Annotated in this window: 23 protein-coding genes, 1 pseudogene and 1 riboswitch; of the genes and pseudogenes, 6 read left to right on the top strand and 18 right to left on the bottom strand. The window is 72.0% G+C overall.

Annotated elements, in window-relative coordinates:
• The 7 genes and pseudogenes from AB0K34_RS26275 to AB0K34_RS26245 form a co-directional block, all read right to left on the bottom strand.
• Positions 1–356, bottom strand: a pseudogene (locus AB0K34_RS26275) (histidine kinase); the annotation flags it as partial.
• A gap of 63 nt (positions 357–419) precedes the next feature.
• A complete protein-coding gene (locus AB0K34_RS26270) occupies positions 420–1,430 on the bottom strand; it encodes a hypothetical protein (protein WP_364551433.1) in 1,011 nt (336 codons plus the stop codon).
• A 135-nt stretch (positions 1,431–1,565) separates the two neighbouring features.
• On the bottom strand, positions 1,566–1,934 hold the full coding sequence (locus AB0K34_RS26265) for a VOC family protein (protein WP_301176644.1): 369 nt from the start codon (positions 1,932–1,934) through the stop codon (positions 1,566–1,568).
• A 46-nt stretch (positions 1,935–1,980) separates the two neighbouring features.
• Complete coding sequence (locus tag AB0K34_RS26260; protein ID WP_301176643.1) at positions 1,981–2,727, bottom strand: class I SAM-dependent methyltransferase; 747 nt, start codon at positions 2,725–2,727, stop codon at positions 1,981–1,983.
• 5 nt (positions 2,728–2,732) lie between these two features.
• Positions 2,733–3,662, bottom strand: coding sequence for an ABC transporter substrate-binding protein (locus AB0K34_RS26255; RefSeq protein ID WP_364551431.1), 930 nt, complete (start codon positions 3,660–3,662; stop codon positions 2,733–2,735).
• A gap of 96 nt (positions 3,663–3,758) precedes the next feature.
• Positions 3,759–4,550, bottom strand: coding sequence for an ABC transporter ATP-binding protein (locus tag AB0K34_RS26250; RefSeq protein ID WP_364551429.1), 792 nt, complete (start codon positions 4,548–4,550; stop codon positions 3,759–3,761).
• 7 nt (positions 4,551–4,557) lie between these two features.
• Positions 4,558–5,664: an iron ABC transporter permease gene (locus tag AB0K34_RS26245; protein ID WP_364551427.1), complete on the bottom strand. Its 1,107-nt coding sequence runs from the start codon at positions 5,662–5,664 to the stop codon at positions 4,558–4,560.
• Between the two features lie 197 nt (positions 5,665–5,861).
• Positions 5,862–5,992: riboswitch (cobalamin riboswitch) on the top strand.
• Between the two features lie 56 nt (positions 5,993–6,048).
• Between AB0K34_RS26245 and AB0K34_RS26240 the strand changes: the two genes are divergently transcribed.
• The 4 genes from AB0K34_RS26240 to AB0K34_RS26225 all read left to right on the top strand — a co-directional run bounded on the left by AB0K34_RS26240 (position 6,049) and on the right by AB0K34_RS26225 (position 9,540).
• A complete protein-coding gene (locus tag AB0K34_RS26240) occupies positions 6,049–7,092 on the top strand; it encodes an ABC transporter substrate-binding protein (RefSeq protein WP_364551424.1) in 1,044 nt (347 codons plus the stop codon).
• Positions 7,093–7,097: 5 nt separating this feature from the next.
• On the top strand, positions 7,098–8,177 hold the full coding sequence (locus tag AB0K34_RS26235) for an iron ABC transporter permease (protein ID WP_301176647.1): 1,080 nt from the start codon (positions 7,098–7,100) through the stop codon (positions 8,175–8,177).
• Positions 8,174–9,022, top strand: coding sequence for an ABC transporter ATP-binding protein (locus tag AB0K34_RS26230; protein ID WP_364551422.1), 849 nt, complete (start codon positions 8,174–8,176; stop codon positions 9,020–9,022). The genes AB0K34_RS26235 and AB0K34_RS26230 overlap by 4 nt, the downstream gene beginning before the upstream one ends.
• A 218-nt stretch (positions 9,023–9,240) precedes the next feature.
• Positions 9,241–9,540, top strand: coding sequence for a hypothetical protein (locus tag AB0K34_RS26225; protein ID WP_301176637.1), 300 nt, complete (start codon positions 9,241–9,243; stop codon positions 9,538–9,540).
• Positions 9,541–9,796: 256 nt separating this feature from the next.
• On the opposite strand, the gene dnaE is transcribed toward AB0K34_RS26225, so the two are convergent.
• Complete coding sequence (gene dnaE, locus AB0K34_RS26220) at positions 9,797–13,345, bottom strand: DNA polymerase III subunit alpha (RefSeq protein ID WP_364551420.1); 3,549 nt, start codon at positions 13,343–13,345, stop codon at positions 9,797–9,799.
• A gap of 115 nt (positions 13,346–13,460) precedes the next feature.
• Between dnaE and AB0K34_RS26215 the strand changes: the two genes are divergently transcribed.
• Together AB0K34_RS26215 and panB are read left to right on the top strand one after the other, a co-directional pair.
• Complete coding sequence (locus AB0K34_RS26215) at positions 13,461–14,405, top strand: LysR family transcriptional regulator (protein WP_364551418.1); 945 nt, start codon at positions 13,461–13,463, stop codon at positions 14,403–14,405.
• A 107-nt stretch (positions 14,406–14,512) separates the two neighbouring features.
• Positions 14,513–15,385: a 3-methyl-2-oxobutanoate hydroxymethyltransferase gene (gene panB / locus AB0K34_RS26210; protein WP_301176634.1), complete on the top strand. Its 873-nt coding sequence runs from the start codon at positions 14,513–14,515 to the stop codon at positions 15,383–15,385.
• 26 nt (positions 15,386–15,411) lie between these two features.
• On the opposite strand, the gene AB0K34_RS26205 is transcribed toward panB, so the two are convergent.
• The 10 genes from AB0K34_RS26205 to AB0K34_RS26160 form a co-directional block, all read right to left on the bottom strand.
• Complete coding sequence (locus AB0K34_RS26205) at positions 15,412–16,659, bottom strand: amidohydrolase family protein (protein ID WP_301176633.1); 1,248 nt, start codon at positions 16,657–16,659, stop codon at positions 15,412–15,414.
• A 234-nt stretch (positions 16,660–16,893) separates the two neighbouring features.
• Positions 16,894–17,592 (bottom strand): GntR family transcriptional regulator, encoded by a 699-nt coding sequence (locus tag AB0K34_RS26200; protein WP_364551415.1) that lies wholly within the window; start codon positions 17,590–17,592, stop codon positions 16,894–16,896.
• Positions 17,589–18,404, bottom strand: coding sequence for an ABC transporter permease (locus tag AB0K34_RS26195; RefSeq protein ID WP_138635083.1), 816 nt, complete (start codon positions 18,402–18,404; stop codon positions 17,589–17,591). Before AB0K34_RS26195 ends, AB0K34_RS26200 begins: the two co-directional genes overlap by 4 nt.
• A complete protein-coding gene (locus AB0K34_RS26190; RefSeq protein ID WP_138635086.1) occupies positions 18,401–19,177 on the bottom strand; it encodes an ABC transporter ATP-binding protein in 777 nt (258 codons plus the stop codon). Before AB0K34_RS26190 ends, AB0K34_RS26195 begins: the two co-directional genes overlap by 4 nt.
• A gap of 9 nt (positions 19,178–19,186) precedes the next feature.
• On the bottom strand, positions 19,187–20,191 hold the full coding sequence (locus tag AB0K34_RS26185; RefSeq protein ID WP_138635089.1) for an ABC transporter substrate-binding protein: 1,005 nt from the start codon (positions 20,189–20,191) through the stop codon (positions 19,187–19,189).
• Between the two features lie 77 nt (positions 20,192–20,268).
• Positions 20,269–21,243, bottom strand: coding sequence for an amidohydrolase family protein (locus AB0K34_RS26180; RefSeq protein ID WP_364551413.1), 975 nt, complete (start codon positions 21,241–21,243; stop codon positions 20,269–20,271).
• Positions 21,244–21,297: 54 nt separating this feature from the next.
• On the bottom strand, positions 21,298–22,182 hold the full coding sequence (locus tag AB0K34_RS26175) for a fumarylacetoacetate hydrolase family protein (RefSeq protein ID WP_364551411.1): 885 nt from the start codon (positions 22,180–22,182) through the stop codon (positions 21,298–21,300).
• Position 22,183: 1 nt separating this feature from the next.
• Entirely contained in the window at positions 22,184–22,591 is a 408-nt protein-coding gene (locus AB0K34_RS26170) for a RidA family protein (RefSeq protein WP_138635098.1), read from the bottom strand.
• 71 nt (positions 22,592–22,662) lie between these two features.
• Positions 22,663–23,178, bottom strand: coding sequence for a cupin domain-containing protein (locus tag AB0K34_RS26165; protein WP_364551408.1), 516 nt, complete (start codon positions 23,176–23,178; stop codon positions 22,663–22,665).
• A complete protein-coding gene (locus tag AB0K34_RS26160; protein ID WP_138635101.1) occupies positions 23,171–23,524 on the bottom strand; it encodes a hypothetical protein in 354 nt (117 codons plus the stop codon). The genes AB0K34_RS26165 and AB0K34_RS26160 overlap by 8 nt, the downstream gene beginning before the upstream one ends.
• Positions 23,525–23,527 lie beyond the last annotated feature (3 nt).

Here is a 23,527-nt window from a genome sequence, read left to right as displayed (position 1 = left end):
AGCAGCCCGAGGATGCCGTGCCCCTGCGGCCAGTGCCCGATCGCCTCGATCTCGTCCTCGCCCACCCCCACGGTGATGAACTGGACGAGCCGCTCCCCTTCCTCGGCGATGACGCCGAGGGCGCCGTACCGCGCGTCCACCAGGGTCGTCGCCGCCTCGGTGATCCGCCGCAGCACCGACTCCAAGTCCAGCTCACTGCCGATCGAGACCACGGCCTCCAGCAGCGCATGCACACGATCACGAGTCGCCCGCGCGGCCTCCAACCGCGTCTGCAACTCCGTCAACAGGTCGTCAAGCTGCAACTGCGGAAGCACGAGCCTGGCCCGATCGTCACCGGCCTGGGATCCGTCGGCCATTACCCCAGTATCTCCGGCAACATCCGTGATGTCAGCCTTCGGCCGAGGGCGCCCGCCGCCCGGTCATGATTCGTCGAGCACCTCCCCGACCGGGCGGCGCACCGTGCCCAGCTCCTCCCCCTCGGTGAAGCCAAGGCGCAGCAGCATCTGCGGGTGGGCGCCGCCGCAGAACCGGGCCCTGATGAACTCCCGCAGCTCGGGCACTTCCAGCGCCTGGGTGTGGAAGGCCGCGGACAGATCACGTTCCATCGCCCTCAGCAGCACGCGCTGCAGCGCCTGCCCCGCCCGGAGCCAATCGGCGGGTGCGTCGCCGCCGGAGACCAGCACCAGCGTCAGTCCGGCCGACGCAGTCTCGCCCTCGTGCGCGTCCTGTGCTCCCCATCCGTGGCCGCGCGCGAAGTCCCGGGCCGGGAAATGCGGCGTGGTCTGCGGAGTCCGCCGCGGGTAGGCGCGTTCCTGGACGCCGTCCGACCGGGCCGTCCGCGGCGAGGGCGCCCACCGGGCGATCTCCGCCGCGTACGCCGCCGACCGCCGCTGGACGTGCTCGGCCGCGTCGGTCAACGCGGCCAGCGCCCCCTTGACGTGCGCGTCGACGGCCTCGACCAGCCGGGCGCCCTCGCGCTCGGCGTCCTGCCGCATCGCCGCCAGGACCCCCGCGGGCACCGGGTCCTGGAGGAACCCGCCCCGGTGGGTGCGGCGACGCCGGATCTGCGCGTGCTCGCGCAGGATCTCCTGCTTGGGGTGCTCCCCCGGCCTCACATCGACGTCCGCCAGCAGGAACGGGCGATCGGGGTCGGGGAGCAACTGCACGTCCGCCGCGTAGCCGAGCGCGCGCAGCGCGCACCTCAGGCTGTACAGCGCGGCGCCGCAGCTGATCAGCATCTCGCGGCCGTCCGGATCGGCGACGTCGAGGCGGCGGTCGATGTCCGCGCTCAGGCTGATCCGGGTCCCGTGCAGGGCGAACCGCCACGGCTGGGTGTTGTGCACCGAGGGAGCCCACACCGCGTCCTCGACGGCCTTGCGGGCATCGGCCGACATCTGCTCGGACGGTCCTGCCGGGTTGCCGTACTGCATGGTCCCTCCCTTCTCAGGTCTCCTGCCTCCCGTTCCTTCCCCGGAAACGGGGTGACCTGCAGGGACGAACGTCCGCCACGGCCGGGACCTTCGCACCGCCGTCCTGAGTCGCGAGGTCCGGCCCCGCGTCTGCCGTCAGGGGATCGGTGAGCCGACGCGGTGCAGTGTCCCCTCGGGGTCGACGTAGGCGAACTCCCGGAGCCCGTAGGGCGTGTCGACCGGCTCGCCGAGGCGGCCGGGGACGCCGGTCCGGGCCCACTGGGCGTGCAGGGCGGCTGCGTCCGAGACGTAGAGGTAGACGGCCGCGCCGGTGCGGGCGGGGTCATGCTCGTCCCACTGGGTGAGGTGGAGCGAGACCGGCCCCCAGTCGACGAAGCCGTAGTGGTGGTCGTCCTCGGATCGCCGCGCCGTGAATCCGAGGGCGCGGTAGCGGTCGAGGGCGGAGGCCAGGTCCCGGACCGGGATCACAGGCGCCACATTCTCGAAGCGGACTTCACTGTCCATGGTCTCTCCGGCGGTTGGTGTGCGGTCTGCGTGGCGAGGCTACGGTCTATGCCCCGTCCTGGGAGCGGGGCGCGTCCGTTTCCGGGTTCCGTGCGGTGATCAGGTGCTGCAGGGTGCGGCGGTGGTCGGCCGCGACGCCGTGGACGCCGTCGAGTTCGTAGAGTTCGGTCAGCGGCGTGACCTCGACGTCGGCGAAGCCGGCGGCGGTGATCCGGTCCTGCCAGGCGGTGATGGTCTCCGCCTCGGCCAGCACCAGGGCGCGGCGGGCCTCGTCGTCGTAGGCGCGGGCCCTGGGGTCGGTGTCGGAGTGGCGCATCCCGCCGGCGTGCCAGGGGGCGTCGACGATGGCGAGGCGGCCTCCGGGGCGGAGCAGGCGGCGCCAGTTGCCCAGCGCGATGTCGACGTCGGGCAGCGTCCAGAGGAGGTAGCGGCTGACGAGGGCGTCGAAGGGGGCGCCCCGCACGTCGGGCTCGACCGCGTCGCCCTGGACGAAGGTGATGTCGAGCCCGCGGCGCCGGGCGTTGTCGCGTGCGAAGTCCAGCATGGCGGGTGCGATGTCGACGCCGGTCACGCGGCGGCCGAGGGCGGCGATGGTCAGTGCGGCGTGACCGGTCCCGGTGCCCACGTCGAGGACGGTCTCGGCGTCGCCGGGCAGCGCGTCCCGCCAGACCCGCGTCCAGGCCGCGCTGTAGTCGGGGTGGGCCAGCCGCTGCTCCTGGAACTGCTGGTAGGCGGGGGCGTGCTGGTCCCAGTACCAGGTGATCCGGTCCTGGATCGGCGAGTGCGGGGACATGGCGTTCACTCTCCCTTGAAGTGGGCGGCGAGGCGCTCCAGGCCGTCGAGGACCAGGGGCGTGGGCGGTTCGGTGAAGTTGAACAGCTGCACCATGACGGCGTCGTTCTCGACGGCGCGCAGGTCCTCGGCGCCGGGGATGTCGAGCAGGGCCTGCTCGATCTCCTGGTCGGTGCCGTCGGTGTGCAGCAGGACGATGGTGTCGGGGTCGCGTCCCAGCAGTTCCTCCATGGAGACTTCGAAGACGCGCTTGTCGACGTCGGCGAACACGTTCCGGGCGCCGAGCGTCTCGAGCTGCGGCGTGGCCATGCTCCGGCTGCCGTAGGCGCCGACGGTGCCCTCGCCCCGGTAGGGCCACAGGACGGCCACCTTGCGGCCCTTCTGGCCGGTCAGGCCCGCTTCGACGGTCTTGATGCGCTTCTGGAGGTCCGCTACCGCCTGCTCGGCCTCGGCCCGCCGGTCGAAGACCGTGCCGTACAGCCGCATCTGGTCGTAGATCGTCTCGTAGCCGGGGTCCTCGATCCCGTCCGGGCAGAAGCTGGGTTCGAGGAGGACGGGGATGCCGGCCGCGGCGAGCGACTCCCGCGTGACGCCCTCCGGCAGGCCGAGCAGCAGGTCGGGCTCCTGCGCGATGATCGCCTCGGTGGAATCCTCAGGTGCCCGTCGGAGCCGAGCCGGTCGGTGAGGGACGGGACCTTGGCGACCGCCGCGAGGGTCTGCTCGGAGTAGTACTCCGGGGGGAACTTCCCGGCCCGCGAGCCCAGCCGGTCCAGGACGCCGAGCGAGGACAGGTACTGCAGCGGGGCACTGTTGACGATCATGGCGCGGGTGGGCGCCCTGTCCACCCTCACGTCCACCCCGCAGTTCTTGACGGTGAGGGGGTAGCTCACGGCCGTGCCGCCCCGGCCGTCCGCCTCCGGGCCGGCCGAGCCGCATCCGGCCAGCGCGGCGGCCAGCAGTCCGGCCCCGGCCCAGGCGAGGAATCGCTTCATCTGGCGCATCGCTCCTTGCGGTGGTCGTCCGGCGTTCTGGTCAACGGGTGGTCGGGGACGGCGCGGCGGCCGCGGCGTCGAGCGGGTGGAAGAGGAACTGGATGCCGCGGGAGGTCTCCAGGCGTTCGACGCCGACGCCGTAGACGCCTTCGAGGAGTTCGGGCGTCAGGACGTCGGCGCACGGGCCGTGCGCGAGGACCCTGCCCCGCTGGAGGACCAGGACGTCGTCGCAGTACCGCGCGGCCAGGTTGAGGTCGTGGAGGACGATGACCGTGGTGATGCCGAGCCCGCGGACCATGGCGAGCAGTTCGTGCTGGAACCGGATGTCAAGGTGGTTGGTCGGCTCGTCGAGCACCAGGTGCGCGGGCTGCTGCGCCAGCGCGCGGGCGATCATCACGCGCTGCTTCTCGCCGCCGGACAGCCGGACGAAGATCCGGTCCGCCAGGTGCCGGGCGCCGACCCTGCGCAGCGCGGCCGCCGCGATCCGGTGGTCGTCGGCGCCGTTGCGGGAGAACGTCGACTGGTGCGGGGCCCGGCCGAGCATGACCATGTCGGCCACGGTCATCGGCAGGTCGCCTCCCGGCTCCTGCAGTACGACGGCGACCCGCCGGGCGAGTTCGCGGTGGGGCACGGAGTCCAGGGGGCGCCCATCGAGCAGCACCTGCCCGCTGCGGGGCGGCACGATCCCGGTGAGCATCCGGACCACGGTGGTCTTGCCGCTGCCGTTGGGACCGAGCAGCCCGAGGACCCGGCCGGATTCGGCCCGCACGTCGATGTCGCGCACCACGGTCGTCGCGCCGTAGGCGTAGCTGAGCCCGCGTCCTTCGATCATGGCTGTCTCACTCGCTTCCGGCGTGCGGGCGGCGGACCAGGATGAGCAGGAACGGCGCCCCGACCAGCGCGGTGATGATGCCGATCGGCAGTTCCTGCGGGCTGAGGACCATGCGGGCGGCCAGGTCGGCCCACAGCAGGAAGGTCGCACCGATCAGTGCGGCGACCGGGACCGCCCTCCGGTGCGTGGCCCCCACGATGCGCCGCGCCAGGTGCGGGATCACCAGCCCGACGAAGCCGATGCTGCCCGACGAGGCCACCAGCACCCCGACCGCCAGCGACACCAGGACCAGCAGCACCAGGCGGAACCGCGCCGGCGCGACGCCCAGGGTGTGCGCGGTCTCGTCCCCGATCGCGAGCGCGTCCAGGCGGCGCCCCCACAGCGTGAGCAGGGCGGTCACGAGGACGACGGCCGCCACGACCACGAACAGCGGCGCCGACCAGTGCGCGAGCGCCAGCGTGCCCAGCAGCCAGAACAGCACCGACCGCGACCCCTCGGCCGAATCGGACGCGAAGATCAGGAAGCTGGTCAGCGCGTAGAGCGCGTAGCCGACGGCCACCCCGGTCATCAGCAGCCGGGTCGAGGTGATCCGCCCGGCGACGCGGGCGATCACGAAGACCAGCAGCGCGGCGGCCAGCGCGCCCAGGAACGCCGCGATCTGCAGCGCGTGCTCGCCCCAGCCCGCGCCGAACCCGAACAGGATCGCGGCGGCGGCTCCCGTCGAGCCGCCGGAGTTGACCCCCAGCAGGTACGGGTCGGCGAGCATGTTGCGCACCATCGCCTGCAGCGCCATGCCGGTGACGGCGAGCCCGGCGCCGACCGCCGCCCCCAGCAGGACGCGCGGCAGCCGGACCCGCCACACGATCGAGTCGTGCGCCGGTCGCCAGGTGACCTCGGCCGGGGCGCCGATCAGGTGGTGGCCGACGACGTCGAGGACGGTCGCCGGCGGCACCACCACCGCGCCCGTCCCGACCGCCGCGACGGCCGTGGCGAGGAAGACCGCCAGGAGCCCGAGCAGGAGCAGCAGGTACCGGCGCCGGCGGGAGGACGCGCCCAGGTCGTCGAGGTCGGGGGCCACGGCCGCGGCGGACGGGGCCACCGGTGACGGAGTCATGCATCCCCTCAGTTATTGCAAGTTATATGCAGTAACTAAGAACATGCAGTAGTGATCTGTCAAGGAAGATCATCGTGTGACGAACCGCTCATCGGAGGCCGACCGGCGCAAAGGGCCCGGCGGACCGGGCGGGCGCCCGGCCGGGGACCGGGCACGCGCGCCGCATGTGTCACGATGTGCGGAGTAGGCGACGGCGGAACGAGGAAGCCGGTGCGAATCCGGCGCGGTCCCGCCACTGTGATCGGCGAGCGGATCCCGAACCATGCCACTGCCCGCGCCTGCGGGTGGGAAGGCCGGGACGAGCGTTGACCCGAGAGCCAGGAGACTCACGCGGTCGCCTCCTCGGAACAACTGGGGCGGATCTCCCCAGGGAGGAGGGGCTGTATGCCCATGGGTTCAGCGTTCCCCGCACGGCTGCGCGAGTCCGCGCCGGTAAGGGCGACGCGGGCGCGCGGTAGGCGGGCCCTGGCTTCGCTGATGGCACTGGTGCTGCTGTCGGCCGGATGCGGCGGCGCGGCGGGCACCGCCGACGGGCAGGCCGGCGCGGCGCCTCCCGGCTTCCCCGTGACGGACGCCAACTGCGGCGTGACCACCACCTATCAGCGGCCGCCGCAGCGGGCGGTCTCGCTCAACCAGCACGCGACCGAGGTGATGCTGGCGCTCGGCCTGGAGAAGTCGATGGTCGGCACCGGCTACCTCGACGACGCGGTCCTGCCGGAGTTCCGGCGGGCCTACGACGGGGTGAAGGTGCTCTCCAAGGAGTACCCCTCCTACGAGACGCTGCTCGCGGCCGAACCCGACCTGGTGTACGGGGGCTGGACGAGCGCCTTCGACGAGAAGGAGGGCCGCGGCCGGGCGGCGTTGCGGAAGGCCGGCATCGCCACCCGCCTGAACATCGAGGAATGCCCCGAGGGGCCGGTGACCATGGCCACCGTCGAGCAGGAGATCCGGACCGTCGCGAAGATCTTCGGCGTCCCGGACCGGGCGGAACGCCGGCTCGCCTCGATGCGCGCCGTCCTGGACGGGGTGAAGCGCAGGCTGGCGGGCGCTGCCCCGGTCAAGGTGGCCGTCTACGACAGCGGCGACAAGACCGTCTTCACCGCGGGCGGCGCCGGGATCGGCAACGAGATGATCCGGCTCGCGGGCGGCGCCAACCTGTTCGCCGACGTGGACAAACCGTACGGGGACGTCTCGTTCGAGCAGTTCGCCGAGCGCGCGCCGGACGTCGTCCTCATCTACGACTACGGCGAGCAGTCCGCCGAGGACAAGAAAACGTTCCTGCTGCGCACTCCCGCGATCAAGGACGTCCCCGCCATCAAGAACCGGCGGTTCGCGGTGCTGCCGCTGTCGTCCACGGTGACGGGGGTGCGCGTCGCGGACGCGGTGGACTCGCTGGCCCGGCAACTGCATCCGGACCGCTTCGCGTGACCGGCCTGGCCGAGGCCCGCGGCTCCGGCGTCCGGACGGCGCCGGCCGCGCCCGGTCCGCGCCGCCGGCTCCCCTACGCGCTGGTGCTGGCGCTGCTGGCGGCGCTGGTGCTGGCGGCGGCGACGGCCGGGATCGCGGCCGGCTCGGTGCGGCTGCCGCCTGGGCAGGTCTGGGGCATCCTGCTGCACCGCCTGCATCCGGCGCTGGCCGACCCGGCCTGGCCGCCCGTCCGCGAGACGATCGTGCTGGACGTCCGGCTCCCCCGCGTGCTGCTGTGCGGGGTGGTCGGCGCGGGCCTGTCGGTGTGCGGGACGGCGCTGCAGGCGCTGGTGCGCAACCCCCTCGCCGACCCGATGCTGCTCGGGGTGTCGTCCGGCGCGACGGTCGGGGCGGTCCTGGTCGTGGTGCTGCACGTGGCCTGGTTCGGCATGTTCTCGCTGCCGCTGGCCGCGTTCGGCGGCGCGCTGCTCGCGCTGCTCCTGGTGTACTCCCTGGCCCGCTCCGGCGGCCGGATGACGACCGTGCGGCTGGTGCTGGCCGGCGTCGCGACGGCGGAGGTGCTGTCGGCGGTGGCCAGCTACCTGATCATCACGTCCGACGACCCGCGCGGGGCCGAGGCGGCGCTGCGCTGGACGCTCGGCGGACTGGCCGGCACCACCTGGACCGTCCTGTGGATCCCGGCGGCCGCGGTGCTCGCCGGGACGGCGGTGCTGCTCGGGCTGTCCCGGCCGCTCAACCTGCTGCTGGCCGGGGAGGAGGCCGCCGCGTCCCTCGGCCTGGACGTGCACCGCTTCCGCGCGGCCGCGTTCGTGCTGGTCGCCCTGATGATCGGCACGGTCGTCGCGGTCAGCGGCTCGATCGGCTTCGTCGGCCTGATCATGCCGCACGCCGTCCGGCTGCTGGTCGGCGCCGACCACCGCCGCGCGCTGCCCGCCGCGGCGCTGCTCGGCGCGGCCTTCCTCATCGCCGCCGACCTGGCCGCGCGGACCCTGATCAGTCCCGAGGAGATCCCGGTCGGGATCCTCACCGCCCTGGTCGGCGGGCCGTTCTTCCTGTACCTGATGCGCCGGAGGGCGGCCCGATGACCCCGGCGAGCGCCGCGCCCGGAAGCCTGCGCGCCGAGGAGGTCTCGGTCGTCATCGGCGGGCGCCCCCTGGTCGACCGGGTCTCCCTGACCGCGGCCCCGGGCGAGGTCGTGGGACTGGTCGGCCCCAACGGCGCCGGGAAATCGACGCTGCTGCGCACCTTCTACCGCGCGCGGCGTCCCACCTCCGGGCGGGTCCTGCTGGACGGCGACGACATCTGGCGGATGCCCGGCAAGCACCTGGCCAGGCGGCTGGCGGCCGTCCTCCAGGAGACTCCCGGCGACTTCGAGCTGACCGTCCGCGACGTCGTCGCGATGGGACGCACCCCGCACAAGCGCGCGTTCCAGGGCGACGACGCCGCGGACCGCGCCGTCATCACCGAAGCGCTGGCCGAGTTGGAGGCCGCGCACCTCGCCGACGCGCCGTTCGACCGCCTGTCGGGCGGTGAGAAGCAGCGCGTCCTGATCGCCCGCGCGCTCGCCCAGCGGACCGGGACGCTCGTGCTGGACGAGCCCACCAACCACCTCGACCTCCGGCACCAGATCGACGCGCTGCGCCTCGTCCGCCGCCTCGGCGCCACCGCCGTCATCGCGCTGCACGACCTCAACCTCGCCGCCGCGCACTGCGACCGCCTCTGCGTCCTGCACGCCGGACGCCTGGTCGCGTCCGGGACGCCCGCCGAGGTGCTGACCCCCGGCCTGCTCGCCGAGGTCTACCGCGTCGACGCCGACGTCCGCCCCCACCCCCGCACCGGCCTCACCCAGGTCACCGCCCTCCCCGAGCAAGGCGCCCGGCCGCGTGGCACGACGTCCACTCCGGTAGGCCCGCCGCAGAACATCATGTGACCAGCAGTGATCAAGTCGGAAAGGCTTAATGGCGACTTTCCGGCGTAGTTGATCTAGTCATGGATGGGCGAGGGTGTTACATTGCTAAAACGTTCCCACAGAAGGGACGGCCACGGAAATACGATGACTCAATCGCCACTCGGCGGGTTACTCAATCGACCGCCCCGGCAATTGAGCAACGCCGCCGCCGTCCCCATCCGCCGGCGAAAGGAAGAGCGATGAAGAAGACGACCGCTTCCGTGCTGGTCGCGGGGCTGACCGCGGCCGCCGGCCTCGTGGCCACCTCCCCCGCCCACGCCGACCCGACGTTCCCGTGCGGAGTCTCCTACGCCAGGCAGGGCGACGGCACACTGTCGCTGCACTACCACAACTGCACGAGCGGGACGCAGAAGCGCAAGCCCTTCAGCGCTCTCTACGGCAGTCTGGGGAGCTGCAAGACCGTCTATGCCGGCAAGACCGTCGGCTGGATCATCCCGACCGACGACCACCCCGAGACCTGGTCGGTCATCGCCTGCTGAACGGGCGTTCTTTCCGGCGCGGACAGCCCCGGAGTAAAGCACACGCCGTCGCCATAACTGCGGCTTTTCAGCTCCCTGCGTGAGAATTGCCGCACGCGAGCCGAACAAAGAAAAGAGAGTCGACGCGGCTTTTGCAGCGCCTTTCGCAGCCTGCACGAGCCGAGTTCTGACTCTGCCGGTTCGAGCAAAGCCGCCTCCGACCGCCCAGGGACCGGTCGGAGGCCGGCCGCCGACTCAACAACTCACTTCGCCTCGGCTAGGTGTGAGACCCGGGGCCGAGCAGAGCCTTGATGTCACCGTAGAAGGCCGGGCCCGGAGCGACCTGGAAGGGGCGCAGGTCGAACAGGACGCTCTTGGGCCCGTGGCGGTGCAGGAAGAGGTGGACGGGCGTGCGCCCGGGGTGGGCCGTGAGGGCCTGCTTGAGCTCCTGGACGAGCCGGGGGTTCAGGCGGTCCTCATGGACGTGGATGACGACGGGCGGTTCGGTGGCCGCCTGGGAGAGGTCGAGGGTGACGATGTCCTCCCCGTAGACGCTGAGCACCTCGTCGCGGACGTTCGTCCGGCCGCGCACGGAGATCACCCGGTCCTCGGCAAGGGTCTGCCCGTACAGCGTGTAGGTCTTGGGGAAGATGAGGCATTCCACGGCGGCGTCGTGGTCTTCGAGGGTGACGATCGCCCACGGGTTGCCCTGCTTGGTGACCTTGCGCTGCAGGCCGGAGATGATCCCCGCCACCCGCACGGACGCGTCGGCGCGGGCTGAGGCCAGCAGGTCGGCGATCGTGGTGTCGCGGTTGGCCTCAAGGATCGGTTCGGCGCCGTCCAGGGGGTGGGACGACACGTACAGCCCGAGCATCTCGCGTTCGAAGGCCAGCAGGGTGCCGCTGTCCCATTCCTCCTCGGGGACCTCGACCGCGAGGGTCCCGGCGGCCTCCGTGGACGCGCCGAAGAGCGAGTCCTGGCCGCGGGCGGCGTTGCGTTTCAGGTCGATGACCGCGTCGACGGCCTGCTCGTGGACCATGAGCAGGCCCTTGCGGCGGTGGCCGAGGCCGTCGAAGGCGCCCGCCTTGGCCAGCGACTCGATGACCCGCTTGTTGCAGACGCTCTGCGGGACCCTGGCCAGGAAGTCGTTGAAGCCGCCGTAGGCACCGCCTTCCCGGCGGGTGCCGACGATGGCGTCCACGACGCCCGCGCCGACGTTGCGGATCGCGCCCAGGCCGAAGCGGATGTCGTGCCCGACGGCGGTGAAGTCCAGTTCGCTCTGGTTGACGTCGGGCGGCAGCACCTTGATCCCCAGGCGGCGGCAGTCGGCCAGGTACACCGCCATCTTGTCCTTGTCGTCGCCGACCGAGGTGAGGAGCGCGGCGAGGTATTCGGCGGGATGGTTGGCCTTGAGGTAGGCCGTCCAGTACGACACGACGCCGTATCCGGCGGTGTGGGACTTGTTGAAGCCGTATCCGGAGAAGGGGACCAGCACGTCCCAGACGGCCCTGACCGCCTCGTCGGAGAAGCCGCGGTCCCGCATGCCGGCGGAGAACCTGCCCCATTCGGCGTCCAGGACCTCCTTCTTCTTCTTGCCCATCGCGCGGCGCAGCATGTCGGCGGCGCCGAGGGAGTACCCGGCGAGCTGCTGGGCGATCGCCATGACCTGCTCCTGGAAGACCACCAGGTGGTAGGTGTCGCCCAGGATGGGCTCCAGCGCGTCCTCGAGCTCGGGGTGGATCGGCTCGACCTTCTGCCTGCCGGTCTTGCGCAGCGCGTAGTTGGTGTGGGCGTTCATCTCCATCGGCCCCGGCCGGTACAGGGCGGAGACCGCCGCGATGTCGGTGAACTCGGTGGGGCGCATCAGCCGCAGCAGGGTGCGCATCCCGCCGCCGTCGAGCTGGAAGACGCCGAGGGTGTCGCCGCGGGCGAGCAGTTCGTAGGTCCGGGCGTCGTCGAGCGGGACCGTGAGGATGTCGATGTCGATCCCCTTGTTGGCCTTCACCCCGGCGATCGCGTCGTTGATGACGGTGAGGTTGCGCAGCCCGAGGAAGTCCATCTTCAGCAGGCCCATCTCCTCGGCCTGGGTGAAGGGGAACCCGGTGATGACCGGGCCGTCCTGCTTGGGTTTGACCAGGGGCAGGACGTCGATCAGCGGCTCGGACGACAGGATCACTCCGGCGGCGTGGACGCCGGTGCCGCGGGTCAGGCCCTCCACGCCCATCGCGGTGTCGATGACCCGGCGGACGTCAGGGTCCTCGGTGTACATCTTCCGCAGTTCGGTGGCCTCGCCGTGGCGGGGATGGGCGGGGTCGTGGATGGCCGACAGCGGGATCTCCTTGCCGCCGGCGGCGGCCGGGAACGCCTTGGTGATCCGGTCGCCGAGGGCGTAGGGGTAGCCCAGCACCCGGCCGGCGTCCTTCACCGCGGCCTTCGCCTTGATGGTGCCGAACGTGACGATCTGGCACACCCGGTCGCCGCCGTACTTCGCGGTGACGTAGTCGATCATCTCGTCGCGGCGGCGGTCGTCGAGGTCGAGGTCGACGTCGGGCATCGTGACGCGCTCGGGGTTGAGGAACCGCTCGAAGATCAGCCCGTGCTCGATCGGGTCCAGCTCGGTGATGCCCGTGCAGTACGCCACCATCGACCCGGTCGCCGACCCGCGGCCCGGGCCGAGGCCGATCCCCTCGGCGCGGGCGTGCCGGCAGATGTCGGCGACCACCAGGAAGTACCCCGGGAACCCCATCCCGTCGATCACCGACAGCTCGTAGTCGATGCGGTCGAGGACGTCCCGCGGCGGGTCGCCGCCGTAGCGGCGCCGCGCGCCGGCCAGGGCCTCCTTGCGCAGCCACGACGATTCGCTCTCCCCGTCGGGGACGGGGAACTGGGGCATCAGGTCGCGGTGGGCGAAGACCTCGCCGTAGTCGCCCACGCGCTCGGCGATCAGCAGCGTGTTGTCGCACGCGCCGGGGACCTCGCCGTCCCACAGCTCCCGCATCTGCGCGGCGCTCTTGACGAAGTAGCCCGACCCGGAGAACCGGAACCGGTTCTGGTCGGCGAGCTGCTTCCCCGTGCCGATGCACAGCAGCGCGTCGTGCGCCGCCGCCTGGTCCTCGGTCACGTAGTGCGAGTCGTTGGTGGCCAGGGGCGGCAGCTTCAGCTGCTCGCCCAGCCTCAGCAGGTCGTCGCGGACGCGCCGCTCGATGGCCAGGCCGTGGTCCATCAGCTCCAGGAAGTAGTTGTCCCTGCCGAAGATGTCGCGGTAGCGCGCGGCCGCCTCGACGGCCCGGTCGTACTGGCCGAGGCGGAGCCGGGTCTGCACCGCGCCGGACGGGCAGCCGGTCGTGGCGATGATGCCCGCGCCGTGCTCGGCGAGCAGTTCGTCGTCCATCCGCGGGTACTTCTGGACGTGCCCTTCCAGCCACGCCCGCGACTGGAGCCGGAACAGGTTCCGCAGCCCGCCGGCGTCCGCCGCCCACATCGTCATGTGCGTGTACAGGCCGCGGCCGGACACGTCGCCGCCCTCGCCGGTCTCGTCGTCGGACCGGCGCAGCGCGAGGTCGTCGCTCCAGTACACCGCCTGCCTGTGGAACCGCGACGCCGGCGCGACGTACGCCTCGGTCCCGATGATCGGCTTGACGCCGGCGGCGGCCGCCGCGTGGAAGAACTCGTAGGCGCCGTGCACGTTGCCGTGGTCGCTCATCGCCACCGCGGGCATCCGCCGCCGCGCGACCTCGTCCATCAGCGGGCCGATCTTGGCGGCGCCGTCCAGCATGCTGTACTCGGTGTGCACGTGGAGATGCACGAACGACCGCACGGCGACCACGCCCTTCGGTTGTAGGTTCGGCCGGGAACCCGAGCATTCGACCGGAGAGCGAGCAGCAGTGTCCAACAATCAACACGCCGCATCGGCACAACCATCAGTTGTGCGCGCAGGTGCGGTGGACCTGGACCTGGCCGCGGTGCGGGCCTTCGTCGCGGTCACCGAGGACCGGTACTTCAGCGAGGCCGCGGTCAGGCTCGGCATCAGCCAGCAGGCCGTCTCCAAGCGCATCGCCGCCCTCGAGGCCGCCCTCGGCGCGCGGCTGTTCGCCCGCTCCCACACCGGCGCCGACCTCACCGACGACGGCCGGATCCTCCTCCCCCACGCGCGGGCCCTGGTCGGCACCGCCGACCAGGCGGTGGCGGCGCTGCGCGGCCGGCGCCGCGCGCTCCGCGTCGACGTGCTGGACACCCGGACGGCCGCCATCGACCTCGTCCGCGCGTTCTACGACGCCCGTGCCGACGTCGACATCGAGATCATCACCTCGAACGGGCTCCGGTCCGCGCGCGGCGCGCTCACCCGCGGATCGGTGGACGCGGCCTTCTGCCGGGTCACCGGCACCCTGGAGGCCGGACTGGCGTGCCTGCCGGCCTACCTGGAGCCGGCGCAGCTCCTGGTCGGCCGCGACCACCCGCTGGCCGGGCTGCGGCAGGTGGAGACGGCCCGGCTCGCCGGCACCACCGTGTGGATGCCCGGCAACGCAGAAGGGAGCGAGTGGGCCGAGTACCACCGCTTTCTCGGCGCCGCGTTCGACATCCGGATCGACACCACCGGGCCCGACTTCGGCTACGAGCACTTCGTCGGAGAGGTCGCCGCCGGAGCCCTCGCGAGCATCGTCGGCGAGCGGTCGCGGCTCCAGTGGCATCCGGACACCGTCAGGATCCCGCTGGTCGATCCCATCCCGGTCTACCCCTGGTCGCTGCTCTACCCCCGCGACGGCCGGCACCCGGCGCTGGACCTGCTCACCCGCCATGTCCGCGCCGAGTTCGAGCCCTTCGACCCGGACCGCCAATGGCTCCCCGCCCCCGACCAGCACCTCTTCGCGACCCGGCCGAGCGCCTGACCCTGCGGGGTCAATCGCGTGACTGTACAGGCCCCGGGGGCCGTGTCACGATGACCGGGAGTCCGGGGACGCCGCCAGGGCGCCTCGAGATGGTGAACGGAGTCGTCATGACGCGTCTTTGGCCTGCCCTCGAACCGGCGGAGCCCGACGGGACCGGCACCTCGCAGTACTCGGGGACGCCCACCGGCCGGGTGACGGTACGGGACCTCGCCGCCGCCAAGCGGCGGGGCGAGAAGTGGTCCATGCTCACCGCCTACGACGCCATGACCGCGTCGGCCTTCGACCAGGCGGGGATCCCCGTCCTCCTGGTCGGCGACACGATGGGCGACAACCATCTGGGATACGACTCGACCGTCCCGGTCACCCTGGAGGAGGTCCTCTTCCTCGCGGCGGCCGTCGTGCGCGGTACCCGGCGCGCGCTGGTCATCGGCGACCTGCCGTTCGGCAGCTACCAGCGCGACGCCGCCCAGGCCCTGCGCAGCGCGACGCGCCTCGTCAAGGAGGCCGGGGTCGGCGCGGTCAAGCTGGAGGGCGGGGAGCGCAGCGCGGCGCAGATCGCGCTGATGGTGGGCGCGGGCATTCCCGTCATGGGGCACGTGGGGCTGACGCCCCAGTCGGTGAACACGCTCGGCCACCGGGTCCAGGGACGCGGCGAGACCGCGGCGCGGCAACTGCTCCGGGACGCCAGGGCGGTGCAGGACGCCGGCGCGTTCGCGGTCGTCCTGGAGGCGGTACCGGGGACGCTGGCCGCCGAGGTCACCTCGGCTCTGGGCATCCCGACGGTCGGCATCGGCGCGGGTCCGGACTGCGACGCCCAGGTGCTGGTGTGGACCGACGCCGCCGGGATGACCGAGGGACGCGCGCCGCGCTTCGTGAAGCGGTACGCCGACGTCCGCCGGAGCCTCGGCGACGTCGCGCGGGCCTACGCCGATGACGTGGCCACCGGCGCCTTCCCCGCCCCGGAGCACACTTACAGGTAACGCGCCTAACCCGGCAGGTAACGCGCCTAACCCGGCGCACTGCCGGGGCGCTTGCAGACCTCGCCCGCCTTCATGACGAAGTCGACCTGCCCGGTGGCCTGGATGTCGGTGAACGGGTCGCCGGGCATGGCGACGATGTCGGCGATCTTGCCCTCGGCGAGGACGCCGAGGTCGTCGAGTCCGAGGAGGTCGGCGGCGACGCTGGTGGCGGCCTTCAGCGCGCGGGCGGGCGGGATGCCGTTGGACACCATCATCGGGAACTCCCGCCAGTTGTCGCCGTGCGGGAACATGCCGGCGTCGGTCCCGAAGGCGATCCGGATCTCGCTCGCGGCGAGGTTCTCGGCGCTGTCGAGCAGCGCCTGCTGGTACTTCTGGAACTTGCGGGGCTTGAAGGCGGGCGCGCCCCTCCAGTGCCCCTCGTTGAAGGCGTTCCGCGCGTCGGTGATGATCGTGTACTGGGTCGGGACCACGAAGACGCCGGCGTCCTCGATCATCTTCAGCGTCTCCGCCGAGGCCAGGTTGGCGTGCTCGATGCTGCGGACGCCCGCCCGCACCGCCCGCCGCGCGCCCTCGTCGCCGTAGCAGTGCGGCGTGGCCGGGACGCCGAGGTCGGCCGCCGCCGCGACCAGGGCGGTCATCTCCTCCTCGGAGTAGGTCGTCCGCCCCGGATCGTCCCCGGGGCTGGAGAACCCGCCGGTCGCGGCGAACTTGACCCAGTCGGCGCCCGCGCGGACCTCCTGCCGCACGCGGGTGCGGATCTCGTCGCAGCCGTCCGCCGACGCCAGCTCCAACGGCGGCGGGGTTCCCTGGAACTGGCCGGCCAGCACCGTGCTGAAGTCGCCGTGCCCGCCGCGTGCCGAGATCAGGTGCGGGGCCACCCGCATGCGCGGCCCGGTGATCCAGCCCGCTTCGACCGCGTCGCGCAGGTCGACGATGCCGTAGCCGACATCGGCGCACATCAGATCCCGGACGGTGGTGAACCCGTTCATCAGCAGGGTCCGCAGGACCGAGAGCGACCGCAGCGCCATCGCCGTGGGCGACCCGGTGAACACGGACATGATGTCGGGCGTGATGGTGACGTGGGTGTGGCAGTCCATGAAGCCCGGCGTCAGGGTGTGCCCGCCCAGATCGACCACCTCGGCGCCCGGCGGCGCCTCGATGCCCGCCGCGATCTGCCGGATCCGGTCGTCCTGCACCAGCACGTCCTGCGGGCCCGCCGGCTCGTCGGCGAGGCCGTCCCACACCTTCGCGCCGCTGAGCAGGGTCGACGGCATTCGATACCTCCCACCACGCTTGCGTGGTGCCTGCCCGGAGCCATCGCCGCAACGCTCCGGCACCGGCAAACAACGCTCAAAATCGCATGCGGCGGGCGGCGTCGCTCCATGCACGGGCGCGGCGGCCCGGCGCTGCCGGTCGTGGCCGGGCCGGCCTGCTCGCCGGGCTCTCGGAGGCCGGCGGGTTCCCGCCCGGCCGGGTCGGCGGGCGGGAACCCATCGGTCGTCGCGCGGTCAGGAGGTCGGGCGGGTCATGCCCGCGAGGATCCTCCGCACGGCCCCTTCCAAATGGTCGCGCAGGGCCGCGGTGGCGCGGTCGGGGTCCCCCGCGATGCACGCGTCGAGGATCGCGCGGTGCTCCGCGTGGCTGAGACGGCGCCGCTCCGCATCCGGTTTGGAGGCGAATCGGTACCGTTCGTTGTTCTGCCACACCGGCTCGATGGCCCTGGGAAGCCAGCGCGAACCGGACGCGTGGTAAATGGTGAAGTGGAATTCGGTGTGCGCGCGCCGTGCGCCCTCCACGTCGCCATTGGCCAGCAGCGACTCGTGCTCTTCGAGCGCGCGCTCCGCGCGGGCGGCCGCCTCCGCGTCGAAATGCAGGGCCGCCCGTCCCACCGCGAGGGACTCCAGCTCGACGCGGACCTCGTAGGTGTCGCGGAGGTCGGCCTCGCTGAGCTCGCGGACCTTGGCCCCCTTGTGGGGGATGATCTCCACCAGGCCCAGCGCCTCCAGCCGGCGCATCGCGTCGCGCACCGGCATCGGGCTCATGTCGAGCTGCCCGGCGAGATCGGTGAGCCGCAGCGGCGACCCGGCCGGCAGTTCGCCGGCCAGGATCATCCGGTGGAGTTCGGCGGCGGCCGTGTCGGCGAGGGTGCGCCGCGAGCCGGGATTGTCCGGGGAGAGTTCGAATATGCCGCGTCCGCTCGTGCTCACTGGTTCGCCTCTGCCCAGGGGAGAAGGACCTTCTCCAGCGCGACGAGCCCGTAGAAGAGGACGATGCTGATGATGCCGAGCAGCACCATCGCGGCGAAGGCCAGCGGGGTGTCCGCGCTCGAGCCGGATTGCACGATGACGAAGCCGAGCCCGGAGTCGGCGCCGACGAATTCGGCGATGACCGCCCCGATGACCGCCAGCGAGATCGCCGTCTTGAGACCGACCATCACCTGCGGCAGCGCGTAGGGGAACCGGACCTTGAAGAATGCCTGCATGTGACCTGCATCGTATGAGCGGACCAGCTCGGTCAGCTCGGATGGGGTGGATTTCAGCCCGACGGCGGTGGAGATCACGACGGGGAAAAAGCATAGCAGGAAGACCATGACGACCTTCGGGAGCTGCCCGAAACCCATCCAGACCACCAGGATCGGGGCGATCGCGATTTTCGGCACCGCGTTCACCGCCAGCAGCAAGGGGTAGATCATCTTCTCCAGCAGCCGCGAGCCGGCGATCAGCATCGCGATGGGGATGCCGACGACGACCGCGACCGCGAAGCCCTCGACCGTCTCCAGCAGGGTCACCCAGGTCTGCTCCAGCAGGTACCCGGACTGGGCCGTGAAGGAGTCGAACACGTCCTTCGGCGAGGGCACCAGCAGCTTCTCGATCGAGAAGACGATCGTCGCCAGCCACCAGAGGGCGACCACGGCGACCAGCCCCAGGACGGGCAGGCCCCAGTCGGCCGCGCGCCCGTTGAGCCGGAGGGCGGGACGGGTCCGGCGGACGTGGCGCCGGCCGGTGGACGCGGCGGTCATGAGGCCCCCTCGGCGGCGGCGGGCGTCGGCATCAGCAGCTCGTGCAGTTCCGCGCTGACCTCGGCGACCCGGTCCGCGTGCGCGTTGCGCCCGAGCGTGCGCGGCCGCGGGATGTCCACGTCGACGATCTTGCGGAGCCGTCCGGGCCGGGGGCTGAGCACCACGACCCGGTCGGCGAGCAGCACGGCCTCCTCGATGGAGTGGGTGACGAAGATGATGGTCGTCTCCTGCTCCATCTTGATGCGCTGCAGTTCGATGGACAGCTCTTCGCGGGTCAGCGCGTCGAGCGCGGAGAACGGCTCGTCCATGAGCAGGACCTTCGGGTTCTGGATCAGCGAGCGGCACAGCGAGACGCGCTGCTGCATGCCGCCCGACAGTTCGTGCGGCAGCCGCTTCTCGAAGCCGGCGAGCCCGGCCAGGTGCAGCAGTTCGTGCGCGCGCTCGCGCATGGCCCGCTTGTCCAGGCGCAGGATCTCCACCGGCAGCATGATGTTGTCGAGGACGCTGCGCCACGGCAGCAGCGCCGAGCGCTGGAACATGAAGCTGACGTCCTGCCTGGGCCCGGTCACCGGTTCGCCCGCGACCGTCACGGTCCCGGACGTCGGGCGCAGCAGCCCGGCGATCAGCCGCAGCATGGTCGACTTGCCGCAGCCGGAGCGGCCGACCAGGGTCACGAACTCGTTGCGGCGGACCTCGAGATTGATGTCGTCCAGCGCGTGGACCTCGCCTTTGCGTCCGGCGAAGACCTGCGAGACGTGCTTGAGCTCGATCACGTCCCCTCCTCAGCCCTGTGCCGCCGCGCCGAAGTCGACGACCTGGTCGGTGGCCGGCTTCGCGGAGATCGCGCCGGCCTCGCCGAGCAGCCGGATGTTCTCCTCGACCCGGGCCTTGTCGACCGCGCCGACCGTGGCCCCCTGCGGCGCCACGTAGGGCGCCATCGCGCGGACCTCCGCGGCGGCGACGGCCGCGTCCTGGGTCGGCTGGCGCTTCTTGAGGATCTCGCCGGTCTCCTCCGGGTGGGCGATGGAGTACTGCAGGCCCTTGAACAGCGCGGCGGAGAACTTCTTCACCAGCTCGGGCTTCTCCTTGGCGACCTTGCTGGACGCCAGCAGCGCGTTGCCGTACAGGTCGGGCAGGACGTCGCCGTACGGCAGGATGACGGCCTTCTTGCCCTGCGCCGCCTTCTCGACGAGCGGCCGGCCCACGACGAACTGCCCGATCGCGTCGACCTTGCCGGTCGCGAGCAGCTGCGGCAGGGCGGGCGGTGCGGACGGGACGAACTTGACCTTGCCCGCGTCGATCCCGGCCGCCTTGGCGTAGACCGGGAACGTCACCTGGTTGGTGGACCCCGGCTGGTCGCCGATGGTCTTGCCCTCCAGGTCTTTCGGCGTCGCGATGCCGCCGCCCTCGAGCGCGACGACCGCGGCCAGCGACTTCTGGTGCACCATGCCGACCGCGGTCACCGGCAGCTTCTGCTTGGCGATGGTGATCAGCGCGGTGGTGAAGTCGCCGGCGCCGAAGTCGGCGCGGCCGCCGGCCAGCAGCTTCATGACGTCGACCGTGCCGCTCCCCGGCTTGATGTCGACGTCGAGCCCCGCCTCCTTGAAGTACCCCTTCTCCTCCGCGACGTAGGCGAAGGCGTCACGGCCGAAGGTGTTGAACGACGTCAGGTAGTGGACGGTGTCGGTGGAGCCGCCGGACTCGCCGTCGCCTCCACCGCCGCACGCGGCGGCCATGAGCACGACGCCGCCGACCGCGACGCTCCTGGCGAACCAGGTGACCTTCATTGCTACTCCTTATCCGTGCTCTCCGGCGCGGCCGAGCCGATGACGCCGACGAGCACATTGCGCACTCATGACTGCGGTTAGATCTCCGCCGCCGTGTGTCCGGGCTTTCCTAGAAGGGACCTGGCGTTGTCCTCACCGACCTGCCGGACGAAGCCGGCGTCGCGGTGCGACAGCAGCGCGACGGGGTCGTCGCTGCCCATGGGGAAGGGCCAGTCGCTCCCGAGGACCACGCGGTCCGCGCCGAACACGCGCACCGCGAGATCGACGACGTCGGGATCGTGCGTCAGGCAATCCGCATAGAAGTTGCCGCGGAGCACCTCGCGCAGCGGCCGGGCGAGCGCGGGCACGCCCGGCCGGTCGGTGTCCGCGCCCCGCTGCCAGCGTCCGAGGACCGCGGGCACGCAGCCGCCGCCGTGCACCAGGAGGAACCGCAGCCCCGGGTGCCGGTCGACGACCTCGCCGAAGAGCAGCTGCGCGACCGCGAGGGCGGTCTCGGACGGGTTGCCCAGCAGGTTGGCGAGGTAGAACTCGCCCAGCCGGTCGTCGGGGCTGTGCCCCGGGTGCAGCATGACCGGCCGGCCGTCGTCCGACAGGCGCCGCCACAGCGGCTCCAGCGACGGGTCGGCCAGGCTGACCGACCGCCCGCCGGCCGAGGCGGCGAACCCGGCCCAGCCGTCCTCGGCCAGGAGGCGGCCGAGTTCCGCCACCGCGACCCGGGGGTGCTCCAGCGGGAGGTAGGCCATCGGCAGCAGGGCCGGCCGCCCCGCCACGGCCCGCCGCATGCCGCCGTTCAGCGCCCGCACCCAGCGCGCGGCCTCGTCGCCGGGCAGGTGCTGGCGGAAGAACGGCGGCGGCGCGGAGACCACCGCGGCGTCCAGGGACCGCTCACCGAGCCACGCCTCCAGGGCGTCCGGCCGGTCGAGCCGCGGCGGGCCGCCGTGCGAGCCGTCCACCGCGAGGCGTCCGCCGTCGAGCGAGACGCCGGGCAGCCCGGCGATCTCGGATTCGCTCAGCACGGGCGCGAGGTGGGTGTGCAGATCGATGCCGCCCATCGGTGAGGCCGGCCTCCTTCGGAGTGGTCGTCGGACTGGGTGGTGCCGGGACGGTCAGGACGTGAGGGACGCGCGGGCCACGCGGTTGCGCAGCTCCCCGAGCCCCTCGACGCGGGTGACCAGCTCGTCGCCCTCGGCGAGGAAGATCTGCGGCTCGCGCGCGTTGCCGATGCCGCTGGGCGTGCCGGTCAGCACGACGTCCCCGGCGCGCAGCGTCATCCCCCAGCTGAGCTCGGCGATGATGCGGGCGAAGGAGAACGCGGTCTGCGCCGTGCTCGCCTGCTGCAGCCGCCTGCCGTTCAGGTCGAAGGTGATCGCCAGGTCATGCGGGTCGGGGACCTCGTCGGCGGTGGTGAGCCACGGCCCGAGCGGCATCGTGCGGTCGATGCTCTTGCCCTTCAGCCACTGGCCGCCGTGCGCCCGCTGCAGGTCGCGCTGCGAGACGTCGTTGGCGACGAGGTAGCCCGCCACGTGGTCGAGCGCCCGCTCCTCCGGGATCGACCTGCCGTCGCGGCCGATGACCAGCGCCACCTCCGCCTCGTAGTCCCACTTCCGGGACAGGTCCGGGTCCCACGCGATGGCGTCGCGCGGGCCGATCACCGTGTCGGGCCCCTTGGTGAAGAAGGTCGGGTGGGACGGGCGTTCCTTGGGGTCCTGCCCCTCCCGCTTCCCCGTGGACTCCTCGAAGTGGTCCCAGTAGTTCCACCCGGTGCACAGGACGTCGCGGTTGAACCGGCGCAGCGGCGCGAGCAGGTCCAGGCCGTCCAGCGGCGTCCGCGGCGCGACCTGCGCCGCGGCGGAGACGGCCTCGCGGGCCTCGGCGCCACCGCGCACGACGTCGTCGGGGGTGGGCGCCGTGGCGGGCAGCACCGCGGCGTGGTCGCCCTCCACGACGGCGGTGCGGATCCCGCCCTCGAAGCGGATCGCGGCCAGCCGCATGTCAGCCGTCCCCGTCCGCGACCACGGCGATCGCGTTGATCTCGATGAGGTAGTCCTTGTTGACGAACTTCGCCACCTCGACCAGCGTCGACGCGGGCGACACCCCGGTGAAGTACTGCCGGCGGACCTCGTGGATCGCGGCGAAGTCCTCCATGTTGCGGACGTAGACGTCGACCCGGGCGATGTCGTCGAGGGTGCCTCCGGCGGCCTCGACCGCGGCCTTGAGGTTCTGGCACACCTGGTGCGTCTGGGCGGAGACGTCGCCCACGCCGGTGACGCCGCCGTCCTTGTTGCGGGCGGTCATCCCGGAGATGAAGACCAGGCGGCCGCGGGCCTCGGCCATGGTCGCCTGCGCGAAGTGGCCGTTGGGCGGAGCCAGCTCGGCGGTCCTGATCTCTTGCTTGGGCATGGGCCCTCCTCTGGTGTCGGGTGAGCGGCGGGGCGGTGCCGGCCGCCGGGGGGTCGGATCAGCCTCGGACGTCAGCGGGCGTCGGCCGCGCTGTCGTACCAGTCGGGCTGGGTCGGGTAGTGGGGGCCGTCGTAGACCTCGAGCAGGACGGTGTCCTCTTCGGCGAGCGTGGGCCCGTGCAGGCTGCCCTTGGGGTTCCAGTAGAAGGACCCGGACGTGAGGGTCAGCCCGGTCGGCACGTAGGTGTAGCGGCCTTGCAGGCAGAACATGAACTGGTTCGAGGCGTGCGAGTGCCGGGACGGGATGCCCGCGCCCTTCTTGAAGCGGACCAGGGCGATCGACGCCCCCGTCTCGTCGTCGCGCCACAGCATCTTCTGCGACAGGCCGGCGAGGGTCTTGTCGATCCAGTCGAGGTCGCCGGTGTTGAGGAGGATCTCCCTGAACCGGCCCATGGCCTCGCCTTCGGGACCCGTCACGTCCTGCTCGCGCGAGCGGTCCGGTGCCTCACCGCTGTAGGCGGCGGGCTCGGAGAGGTTGTTCTCCCACTCCTCCTCGGGGACGCCCGGAGGGCACGGCTGCTTAGACAAGGTTCTCTCCCAGGCACTTGAGTTCGACGAGACGGCAGCGGTAGCGGCTCTCGCCCCGGTTGGTGAGCATGTGGATCTCGCCGGGCTCGCGGTAGACGACGCCGCCGACCGGCTCGTGCACCAGGCGCGGGTCGCCGCCCTTGATCGAGTCGATGCGGTTGTCGGCCGCCTCCAGCGCGATCACCACGTACGGGTTCTGGTGGTGGTGCCAGGGCTGCGCGTCGCCCGGCTCCAGCTCGATCTCCCAGACCCGGATCTGCTCGTTCTCGAACACGATCTCCTGGCCGACGGGGCCGAGCTCCACGGGGCGCCCGTCGGGTCCGGTCGCGGTCTTGCCATCGGTCATGCC

The organism is Actinomadura sp. NPDC049382 (genome assembly GCF_040677125.1).
Classification (GTDB): Bacteria; Actinomycetota; Actinomycetes; order Streptosporangiales; family Streptosporangiaceae; genus Spirillospora; species Spirillospora geliboluensis.
This window is presented reverse-complemented; position numbering and strand designations above follow the sequence as displayed.